A 9,351-nucleotide genomic window follows, 5' to 3' on the forward strand; every position below is an offset into this window, starting at 1 on the left:
ACCGGGGCCGCCGGGGTTGTGCCCGCCGCCGTTTCCTGGCCCGTTGCCGGGGCCGTTACCGCCGTGCCCGGGTCCGTTGTTGCCTGATCCGCCGTGGCCAGGTCCGTTGCTACCGCCGTTGCCGCCGTGCCCGGGTCCGTTGCTGTTGCCTGAGTTGCCGCCGTTATTGCCGGGTCCGTTCCCGTGTCCGCCGTTGTTGCCGGAACCGTTGTTGTTGTTGCCGGAACCGTTGTTGCCCGAGTGACCGCCGTTGCCGAGACCGCTGCCGCCGTTGCCGGGACCGCTGCCGCCGCTACCGGGTCCGCTGCCGCCGTTGCCGGGTCCGCCGTTGCCGGGTCCGCTGCCGCCGCTACCGGATCCGCCGTTGCCGGGACCGCCGTTGTTGTTGCCAGGTCCGTTGTTGCCACCCGTGTGACCGTTGCCACCATTGTGATTGCCGCCACCGCCCTGGCCGCCGCCACCGCCCTGGTTACCGCCACCACTCTGGTTGCCGCCACCACTCTGATTACCGCCGCCGGACTGCGGAGTACCGCCTCCGTGGTCCTCGGGACCGGCCATGCTCAGACCAGCGCCGAGCAGGAGCAGGATCACGGACGCGACGCCGAGGACGGCGGCGGCGATCCGCCGCCGCCGGAGTCGTTGCGGCTGACTTACGCGGTGGGTCAAGATCCTTCTCCAGGTTGCGGCGGGCCGGTCTAGCCGGGGTCGGGGCACCTGACCTGCAGCTGCCGGGCTGCGGGCAAGGGCCCGGCAGGTGCCGGGCTGCGGGCAAGGGCATCGGCTGATTCGGCGATCGAACCAGTGCTGCACTCACGTTCGTATGCCAAAGACTTCATCAAGTATATGGCCTGTTCCCAGCTGTGAAACGCCTCACATTCCGCAGCGTCTGTGTCATCCGACCGAGGGACAGTCGTGTAAACACTTTATCTGGGTCGCCTCGACGTTGCGCAGCGTTGCGTTGGGGATGCGTAGGGGGCTTTAATGTTTACGACAGCAAGTTTTGTTTTCCGGGGAGACGAATTGAGTTCACGAGGTACGGAAAAGCCAGAGGGCGCGGCCGCTCGTCGGTACGACGGCTCTGGGGAGCCGGTGCGACCCCGGCAGGATGTAGTGGATCCGGGATTGTTCGCGCGCCGGCTCGAAGAGCTGTTCCGCACGGTACCGGGTCCCAATGGCCGGGCATACAGTGCCAAGGCGATCGCCGCGCGATCCACCGAGCGTGGGTTCCGCCTGGGCGAGTCGTATTTGAGTCAGCTTCGATCCGGCAAGGCCAAGTCGCCGTCGTTCCGGACCGTCGAGGGTATCGCCGCGGCGTTCGGCGTCGACGTGCACTACTTCCTCGAGGATCGGGCCGCGCAACGCACCCGCGACGAGATCGACCTCATGCGCCTACAGGCCGACACCAACGTCCAACTCGCCGCATTCCGGCTCGCCGGACTGTCCAGCGATTCGGTGACGGTGGTCAACGAGCTGATCAAGGTCCTGCGCGAGCAGCAGGGCCTGCCGAAGGATCCGCCGGACCTGATGTCGTCCGGAAGTCAGGATCCGACCTCCGAGGCGCAGCGCCTGCGCGTCGTCGGTGGCCATCAGGCGCAAGACTGATCGCGCCGGGATTCGGATCGCTTCACGTATCGGGCCCTGCCCATGCGTTTTGAACGAAAGCCGCACGGCGACCAGGGCCGACGCAGTGAACGGGCACTGCGGTCCCTGTGTCGGCGTGCGCTGCGGGGCCTGGACCTCGATCTACCGCTTGACGCCGCTCAATTGTGTGAGCGCTATGGCACTCGTCGAGGCCGCGATATCAAGTTGATCGCCTATCCGCTGCCCACCGCCATGCCCAACGGGGTGTGGCTGGCGGCCGAGGACGCCGACTACTTCTTCTACCAGGCCAACACCTCGAAGATGCATCAGCAACAGATCGTCATCCACGAGTTCGGTCACCTGATCGCCGGGCATCAGATGCTCGGCGATCAGTCATCGGCGGCCTTGCTGGCCGGTGGGGCGCCCGACGAACAGGACTCGGAGGGCGCGCTGCGTCGGACCTGCTATTCCGACGACCGCGAATGGGAGGCCGAGATGCTCGCATCGATGATCCTGACCTGGGCCGAGGGTGCCGGCGACCGCGTCGGGGCCAGTGCGTCCGACGACGATTTACGCGGTATGCAGCGGCTTCTCGGTGGCCATCACGGCTGGCTGTAGGTTGGTGCGGTGGTATCAGTCGGGATTTTCAACACCATCGCCCTGGTGGTGTTCACCGTCGCATTCTGTTGGCGTCTGGATCAGATACGGAAACACGGCGGCGGTTTTCAGGCGATAGCCCTGACCGTGTCCATCGCCGCACTCGTCATCGCCTTCGTCTCGGCGAACGGTGACGTGGTCGACGCCATCGACACGCTGACCTTCACCGGCGCTGCCCGCGTCGTCTTCTACGCGATGCTCTCGCTCGGTGTCGCGGCGCTGATCCTGGTCTTCTTCTTCCCGTCGCCGGGTGATACGCGTCGCCGCCGGATCGGTTTCGAGGCGGTGCCGCTGGTGGTGGCGCTGATCGGCCTGCAGGCGACGATGCTTGTCACGCCACTGGATCTGCGGACCACCGACCTCACCGAATGGAACGCCCAGAACGTCGCATTCGGCCTCTTCTTCCTCATCGCCAGCTGCTATCTCGGCTACGGGTTCGTCTCGTGCATCCGCAGCATCCGGCGGTTCCTCAGGACGGCCGACGGCTACCTCAAGGTGTCGCTGTCGTTGCTGGTGGCCGGTTTGGCCCTGCTGGCGCTCAGCTCGGTCACGCAGATCCTGTTCGTCGTCTTCGGAATGACCTCGCTTGCGCACGTGCCGTGGCTGCTGCGGTTCAGTCAGGTCACCGCCGTTGTCGGGGTGGTGCTGTTCCTGATGGGGATCTGCTACCCGATGGTGTACGGCAAATGGCACGCGTTCCGGTCCGAGCGCACGCGCGCCCGTAGCGAGGCTGAGCTGGTGCCGTTGTGGCAGGTGGTGACCGGCGCAGTGCCCGAGGTGGTGCTCCCGCAGCCCGGCAAGCAGACGGCCACGGAACGTTTCCACCGGCGCATCATCGAAACCCGCGATGCCCTCACGCAGCTGAGTCCCTACCTGTCGGAGGACTTCGAGATCGCCGACGACGACACCCGGGTCACGATGCTCTACGATGCCGCCGATTCCTACACCCATTACGGCAGGATCACCGGCGACGTCCGTCACATGTTGCCCGCCGAAGGTCAGGGCATCGACGCCGACGCCGCCCCGCTGGTGCGGTTGTCGCGGATCATCGCGATTGATCAGCAGGCGTCGGCGAAGGCGGTGGACTGACCACCGGTGCGCCCCTGGCGCCGACCGCGATGAATGTAGGCGGCACCGACCCCGACGAGCACGACCGTCGCCGACACCGTCGCGACGACGGTGACCGTGGATGCGCCGACCAGCCCGTCGGCCAGCAGCCATGCGCCGAACCCGAAGAACAGCACCGCGGCACCCACGGCGATGACGCGCTCGGGCAGGTGCTTGCCCAACAGCGCGCCGACCGCGATCGCGAGGGCGTCGGCGGCCACCATGCCCAGCGTGGAGCCGATCCAGATACCGAGCCAGTCGTGGTCGGTGGCCAGGGTGATGGTCGCGAGCATCGTCTTGTCGCCCAGCTCGGCCAGGAAGAACGACGACATCACGGCCAGGAACACCGACGCGCCGACCCGGGTGGCCTTCTGTGACTCGTCGTCATCGAGGCTGTCGCCACGGATGGTCCACAGCCCGAACACGATCATCGCCAGGCCCGCGAAGATCGACAGCAGGTCGGTGGGGATGGACAGGCCCAGGAAGTGACCGAAGAACACCGACACCGCGTGGACGGCGGTGGTCGCGACCGTGATGGCCAGCAGCACCACCCACCAGCGGTACCGCAGGGCGTAGGTCATCGCCATCAGCTGCGACTTGTCACCGAGCTCGGCAACGAAGATCACGCCGAAACTCAGGAGCAAGGCAGAAATCATGAGGTCCAGGTTAGCCAGACCTTACTCGACCTCGCAACAGCTGGATTTGCCGAATCGTCGCAGGTAGGAGGGCCAAAATGGGAAGTTCGGGTACCCTGAATCCCAAGTTACGGTAACACTTACCGTAACGAGGCGCGATTAATGCTGGTCAGGCCGTCAACAGCATGGCCAGCACAGCGGTGTCGGGGTCCGAACCCGGGTCGATGCCCACCTGGTTGCGCAACGTCACCACCGTGCCATCCGCCTCCGCCTCGGCCCACCCCGCGCGATGCTCCAGACCCAGCTCGGGCAGCCCCGGCAGCAACACGCAACCCGACGCCACCTCCGAACATTCCGGCAACGACGGCCGCGTATGCGACGGCGGATGCAGCATCAGCAACGCCGGCGGGGTGTGCAGAAACCGGCCCGCCTCGAGGAACGTGTCGTCGACGACATTGCCCACCGCGAGCATCATGCCGACGGCGTCGGGCTCAGCACCGGTGGGATGGTCCTCCACCACCCCGAAGATCGTGGTCGTGCTCAGAAAACCCGGCCGACACGCGATACGCACTGACGCCACCAGCGTCTGCGTCCACTCCAGCGTCGACGCCGGCCAGCGACCCGAGATCAGGATTCCGTTCAACTTCCCACCCTCATGAAAAGGCGTGAGACCGATGGGAACAGCAGACATCGCACAACTCCTTCCACACGAACCGTGTGATCAAGAATCGTCCGGTCCGGCGCGGCCGACAAGTGGAACACGCATTATTTACACAAACAGCCGACTGCCGGCGGGCTGGGATGTGGTGACGCCAGGCGGGGGTCTCACCTGACCCAACGCGGCCCTTGCTTGTTCCTCGCATCACGAAGGGTCAGGCGACGGCGGCGCATGATGAGACCGCCACCGGACCTGCCTGCGCGCGCCAGGCACACTGGTCGGGTGCAGAAAAGCCAACCCTTACGTCCGATGGAGATCGCCTCGGTGGCGATCTTCGGTGGCGTCACCGTCGCCGCGGTGGTGATCGCGGCGGTCATTCCGGTGGCCACCGCGGTCGGACTGCTCGCGCCCGTCCCTCTCGCGGTGGTCGCCGCACGCACTCGCCCGCGCGCGCTGATCGCCGCGGCGGTCGCCACGACGGGCGTCACCTTCGCGATGGCCGGTACCGGCGCGGCGTCGGGTGTGTTCATCTCGGCGATCATCGCGGGCATCGTCGGCGATACCAAACGCCGCGGGCGCGGCCTGCCGACGATTGCGCTGGCCACGCTGATCGCCGCACCCCTGATCGGCGGCATGTCGGTGGTGCTGCTGTGGATCCTCAAGCCGCTGCGCGAGTTGATGCTGACGGCGATGAAGAACAGCCTCGACGGCCTCGGCAACTGGGTCGGCCGGATTCCGGGTCTCGACGGCACCGAGGACTTCGTCAACGGCCTGACCCGCAACGCGGTCGACTACTGGTGGGCGTGGATCTGGATCTCCGGGACCATCGGCACGGCGATCTCGATCGTCGTCGCGTGGTGGGTCCTTGGGGCCGTGATCGACCGGCTCGCCGACGTCCCCGCCGAGGACACCCTCGATCAGGGGCAGGCACTCGCCGACGCTGCGGCCATTGCGCCGTTGCCGCTGGTCGCATCAGGTATCGACTTCGCTTACCGAGACGGGGCTCCGCTGGTGTTGTCCGGAGTTGACCTGCGGCTCTATCCGGGCGAGTTCGTCGCGATCGTCGGCGCCAACGGGTCCGGCAAATCGACACTGGTCAAGGTCATCGCCGGCCGGCCGCCGACGCGCGGCAGCGTGCACCGGCCGGGTCTGCCGGGTCTGGGCCGCCGCAGCGGGACGGCGATGGTGCTGCAGCGCCCCGAATCGCAGATGCTCGGCTCACGTGTGGCCGACGACCTGGTCTGGGGGCTGCCCGACGACGTCGACGTCGATGTGGAGGCACTGCTCGCCGAGGTCGGGCTCGCCGGCTTCGGTCAGCGCGAGACGTCGGACCTGTCGGGCGGGCAGCAGCAGCGGCTCGCGGTGGCCGCGGCATTGGCCCGGAGCCCGCAGTTGCTCATCGCCGACGAGGTGACGTCGATGGTCGATCCCCGGGGTCGCGACGAGATTCTCGATCTGCTGGCCGGGTTGCCCGCCCGGCATGGCATGACCGTCGTCCTCATCACCCACCGCGGTGTCGAGGCGGCCGCCGCCGACCGCGTGATCCACCTCGATCAGGGTCGCCTCGTCGCACATCCGCCGGACTGGATTCCGCGGGATGTGGCGGTTCCCGCGCCGGCCTTCGATGAGCCGCGGCATCCCGGTCCGGCGGCGGACCCCGGGTGGACGCGTCCGATGCTCTCGCTCGACCGGGTCAGCTACACCTATCTGCCCGGATCACCGTGGCAGGTACGCGCTCTGCACGAGGTGTCGTTGCAGGTCAACGCCGGTGATGGACTGCTGATCGTCGGCGGTAACGGATCGGGCAAGACGACCCTGGCCTGGGTGATGGCCGGACTGCTCGAACCGGGGCGGGGTACCTGCGAGCTCGACGGCGAGTCCGTCGATAAGCACGTCGGTGAGGTGGGTTTGGGCTTTCAGCACGCGCGACTGCAGCTGCAGCGGGCCAACGTCGGCGACGAGATCATGGCCGCGGGCGGTCTCGATGTGGGAACCACCGAGGTGGGCCGGGTGCTGGACCTGGTCGGCCTGCCCAGGTCGATCGCGGCCCGGCACACCGACTCCCTCAGCGGCGGGCAGATGCGCCGGGTGGTGCTGGCCGGGCTGATCGCCCGCAAACCGAAAGTGCTGATCCTCGATGAACCGCTCGCCGGCCTCGACCCGTACGCACGGGAGGAGATCGTGTCGCTGCTGGCGCACCTGCGCCGCGGTGGGCAGACGATCGTGATCATCTCGCACGACTACGACGGACTCGCGCGCGTGTGCAACCGTCGCGTCGTGCTGGCGGAAGGTTCGCTGCAACCCGAACACGGGCAGACCGAACAAGGGCGAACAGCGGGCCCCGACCTGGGAGGTAACCGACGATGACGATGCGAACGGTTCCGTTGCGCCGGGTGCCCGGTGATTCGCTCGTGCACCGGCTGTGGGCCGGCACCAAGCTGATCGTCGTGCTGGCGCTCGGCATCCTCACCTGGGTGTTACCGAGCTGGCCCGCTCTCGGTCTGGTGGCGGCGGTGGTGGTGATCACCGCGCTGATCGCCGGCATCCCGCTGGGCGCGATCCCGCGGCCCCCGTGGTGGTTTTGGGGGCTCATCGCGATCGGTGCGGCGATGAACTCGACGGTCGCAGGGTGGGCCGGACTCATCGTTTTCCTGCGTGCGACCGCGCTCGGGCTGGTCCTGGTGGCCTCTTCGGTGCTGGTTATCTGGACGACGCCGATGGCCGAGATCGCGCCCGCCCTCGCCAAACTGATGGCCCCGCTGCGCAGACTGCGGATGCCCGTCGACGAGTGGGCCGTCGCCATCGCGCTGTGCCTGCGTGGTCTGCCGTTGCTCATCGAGGAGATGCGGATCTTGCGGGCCGTGCACCGGCTGCGGCCCAAGTCGCCGCCGGACGCCGATCATCCGTCGGCGCAGATGGGCATCATCGACATGATTGTCAGCGCGATGTCGTCGGCATTGCGGCGCAGTTCGGAGATGGCCGAGGCGATCACCGCCCGCGGTGGCACGGGCCGACTCACCGCCTACGAGTCGCGGCCCGGGCGCCTGGACGCGGTCATCCTGGTGATCGTGTTCCTCGGCTGCGCCGCTGCCGTTGCCGCGACGATCGTGTTGTGACCGCGGTCAGTGGTCGCCGGCGCTCGCCACGCAGAACTGGTTGCCGTCGGGGTCGGCGAGCGTCGTCCACGAGAAGCCGGGCATCTCCCGTTCGGCCACAAGCGTGGCACCGGCGGCGATCAACCGCTCGGACTCGGCCTTGCGGTCGTCGGTGGTGAGGTCGAGGTGGACGCGGTTCTTGCCGGGGGTCGGGTCGTCGACCTTCTGGAAGGCCAGCATCGGCTGTCCGTCGCCGAGGGAGACGGTGACGAACCACCCCTCGTTCTCGGCGACGATGCTGCCGCCGGTCTGTTCGGCCCACCAGCGGGCGATCGGCAGGGCGTCGGCGGTGTCGATGGTGATCATGGCGAGTGAAAGTGTCATGTCCAGAACCTAAGCCGAAACCCGGACAGCGGGAGTCCTGATTCGAACGGAAATCGTCTTGTCGGGCGATAGGCCGGATCGGGCAACTCTGGCATACTGCGCGGGTGTTGAGAACGACAGGGGTGCCACGCCGTAGCGGCATATTGCGGGGATCGCTGAATGAGATGGCCCTCCGGGTCGCCGAATGGCAGGAACTGGGACCGGGGTTCTTCGCGCGGCGCTGGTCCGGTATACGCGGTCGGGAACGGCATCGGTGTACGGTGCGCGGGCTGGGTGAGGTCACGGTGCGCACGGCGTCCAGCGATGCCGCTGTGTTCCGGCAGGTCTTCTGCGAGCGGCAATATGATCTGGACCTGCATTCGCAGGGTGCTTGGGTGGCGCGGCGCTACGGTGAGTTGCTCGACGCCGGCCGGACTCCGATCATCGTTGACCTCGGGGCCAACAACGGGGCCAGCGCGCTGTGGTTTGCCACCTGCTATGCGGAGGCGACGGTGGTGGCCGTCGAACCTGATCCGGAGTCGGCTGCGATCTGTCGTGAGAACACGGCCGGTCGTTCGGTGCTCGTCGTCGAGGCGGCGATCGGGTCCGAACCGGGATCGGTCGATCTGGTCGATGAGGGGAACGGTTCCTGGGCTGTCCAGACCCGGCGAGCGGTCGATGGCGGTGTGGCTGTGGTGACGGTTCCGGAGTTGGTTGCCCGTTGTGGTGAGGGCGCGGAGTTGTTCATCGTCAAGGTCGATATCGAGGGATTCGAGTCGGATCTGTTCGCAGCGAACCTGGAATGGCTTGATCAAGCCGCGGCGGTGATGATCGAGCCGCACGACTGGCTGCTCCCGGGCTCGGGAACGAGTACCGATTTCCAGAAGGCCATGGCCGAGCGTGGTTTCGATCTGCTGATCTCGGGTGAGAACCTGCTCTACGTGCGGCGGGTCTGAGGTCCGAGGCAGACGCCGCGATAGAACGACTGCCGGCCACCCGAGGGGTGACCGGCAGTTTTTCAGAAGCGAGCGCTGCGCGTTATCCGACGACGATGAGGCCGTTGCCCTGGCTGCGGGCGCGATCGAAGCGCTCGGCCGCATCGGCCCAGTTGACGATGTTCCACCACGCCTTGACGTAGTCCGGCTTCACGTTCTGGTAGTCGAGGTAGAAGGCGTGCTCCCACATGTCGAGCATGACGACCGGGATGATCGCGGCCGGGATGTTGCCGCTCTGGTCGGTGAGCTGCAGGACGACC

Annotated in this window: 11 protein-coding genes; 7 read left to right on the plus strand and 4 right to left on the minus strand. The window is 67.1% G+C overall.

Going from position 1 to position 9,351, the window contains the following annotated elements; genetic code table 11:
• Positions 1-183 precede the first annotated feature (183 nt).
• The 4 genes from Q0627_RS19365 (at position 184) to Q0627_RS19380 (ending at position 3,327) form a co-directional block, all read left to right on the plus strand.
• Positions 184-699: a hypothetical protein gene (locus Q0627_RS19365; protein ID WP_291012357.1), complete on the plus strand. Its 516-nt coding sequence runs from the start codon at positions 184-186 to the stop codon at positions 697-699.
• Between the two features lie 321 nt (positions 700-1,020).
• Positions 1,021-1,602, plus strand: a complete 582-nt coding sequence (locus tag Q0627_RS19370) for an XRE family transcriptional regulator (protein ID WP_291012359.1) — start codon at positions 1,021-1,023, stop codon at positions 1,600-1,602.
• A gap of 42 nt (positions 1,603-1,644) precedes the next feature.
• A complete protein-coding gene (locus tag Q0627_RS19375) occupies positions 1,645-2,199 on the plus strand; it encodes a hypothetical protein (protein WP_291012361.1) in 555 nt (184 codons plus the stop codon).
• A gap of 9 nt (positions 2,200-2,208) precedes the next feature.
• Complete coding sequence (locus Q0627_RS19380) at positions 2,209-3,327, plus strand: MAB_1171c family putative transporter (RefSeq protein ID WP_298812001.1); 1,119 nt, start codon at positions 2,209-2,211, stop codon at positions 3,325-3,327.
• Here the strand turns inward: Q0627_RS19380 and Q0627_RS19385 are convergent.
• Together Q0627_RS19385 and Q0627_RS19390 are read right to left on the minus strand one after the other, a co-directional pair.
• On the minus strand, positions 3,297-4,001 hold the full coding sequence (locus Q0627_RS19385) for a TMEM165/GDT1 family protein (RefSeq protein WP_291012365.1): 705 nt from the start codon (positions 3,999-4,001) through the stop codon (positions 3,297-3,299). The genes Q0627_RS19380 and Q0627_RS19385 overlap by 31 nt on opposite strands.
• A 148-nt stretch (positions 4,002-4,149) precedes the next feature.
• Entirely contained in the window at positions 4,150-4,671 is a 522-nt protein-coding gene (locus Q0627_RS19390) for a peptidase (RefSeq protein ID WP_298812003.1), read from the minus strand.
• A gap of 276 nt (positions 4,672-4,947) precedes the next feature.
• Here Q0627_RS19390 and Q0627_RS19395 point away from each other — a divergent pair, with 276 nt between their 5' ends.
• Both Q0627_RS19395 and Q0627_RS19400 read left to right on the plus strand, forming a co-directional pair.
• The gene (locus Q0627_RS19395) at positions 4,948-7,005 is read left to right on the plus strand and encodes an ABC transporter ATP-binding protein (protein WP_291012369.1); all 2,058 of its coding nucleotides are present in this window, start codon (positions 4,948-4,950) and stop codon (positions 7,003-7,005) included.
• Positions 7,002-7,754 (plus strand): energy-coupling factor transporter transmembrane protein EcfT, encoded by a 753-nt coding sequence (locus Q0627_RS19400; protein WP_291012371.1) that lies wholly within the window; start codon positions 7,002-7,004, stop codon positions 7,752-7,754. Before Q0627_RS19395 ends, Q0627_RS19400 begins: the two co-directional genes overlap by 4 nt.
• A 6-nt stretch (positions 7,755-7,760) precedes the next feature.
• Here the strand turns inward: Q0627_RS19400 and Q0627_RS19405 are convergent, their stop codons facing one another.
• Complete coding sequence (locus tag Q0627_RS19405; RefSeq protein ID WP_291012373.1) at positions 7,761-8,117, minus strand: VOC family protein; 357 nt, start codon at positions 8,115-8,117, stop codon at positions 7,761-7,763.
• 104 nt (positions 8,118-8,221) lie between these two features.
• On the opposite strand from Q0627_RS19405, the gene Q0627_RS19410 reads away from it, so the two are divergent.
• Complete coding sequence (locus tag Q0627_RS19410) at positions 8,222-9,052, plus strand: FkbM family methyltransferase (RefSeq protein WP_291012376.1); 831 nt, start codon at positions 8,222-8,224, stop codon at positions 9,050-9,052.
• 82 nt (positions 9,053-9,134) lie between these two features.
• Here the strand turns inward: Q0627_RS19410 and Q0627_RS19415 are convergent.
• The coding region (locus Q0627_RS19415; protein ID WP_298812006.1) for a Fe-Mn family superoxide dismutase at positions 9,135-9,351 on the minus strand (217 nt) is incomplete at its 5' end.

The sequence above is a fragment of the uncultured Gordonia sp. genome (assembly GCF_937858515.1).
GTDB lineage: Bacteria > Actinomycetota > Actinomycetes > Mycobacteriales > Mycobacteriaceae > Gordonia.

What these genes read in the sequence shown, in the direction of transcription:
- Q0627_RS19375 (WP_291012361.1), top strand. Translation starts at nt 1,645, where the DNA reads ATGCGTTTTGAACGAAAGCCGCACGGCGACCAGGGCCGACGCAGTGAA.
- Q0627_RS19385 (WP_291012365.1), bottom strand. Translation starts at nt 4,001, where the DNA reads ATGATTTCTGCCTTGCTCCTGAGTTTCGGCGTGATCTTCGTTGCCGAG.
- Q0627_RS19390 (WP_298812003.1), bottom strand. Translation starts at nt 4,671, where the DNA reads ATGTCTGCTGTTCCCATCGGTCTCACGCCTTTTCATGAGGGTGGGAAG.
- Q0627_RS19395 (WP_291012369.1), top strand. Translation starts at nt 4,948, where the DNA reads ATGGAGATCGCCTCGGTGGCGATCTTCGGTGGCGTCACCGTCGCCGCG.
- Q0627_RS19400 (WP_291012371.1), top strand. Translation starts at nt 7,002, where the DNA reads ATGACGATGCGAACGGTTCCGTTGCGCCGGGTGCCCGGTGATTCGCTC.
- Q0627_RS19405 (WP_291012373.1), bottom strand. Translation starts at nt 8,117, where the DNA reads ATGACACTTTCACTCGCCATGATCACCATCGACACCGCCGACGCCCTG.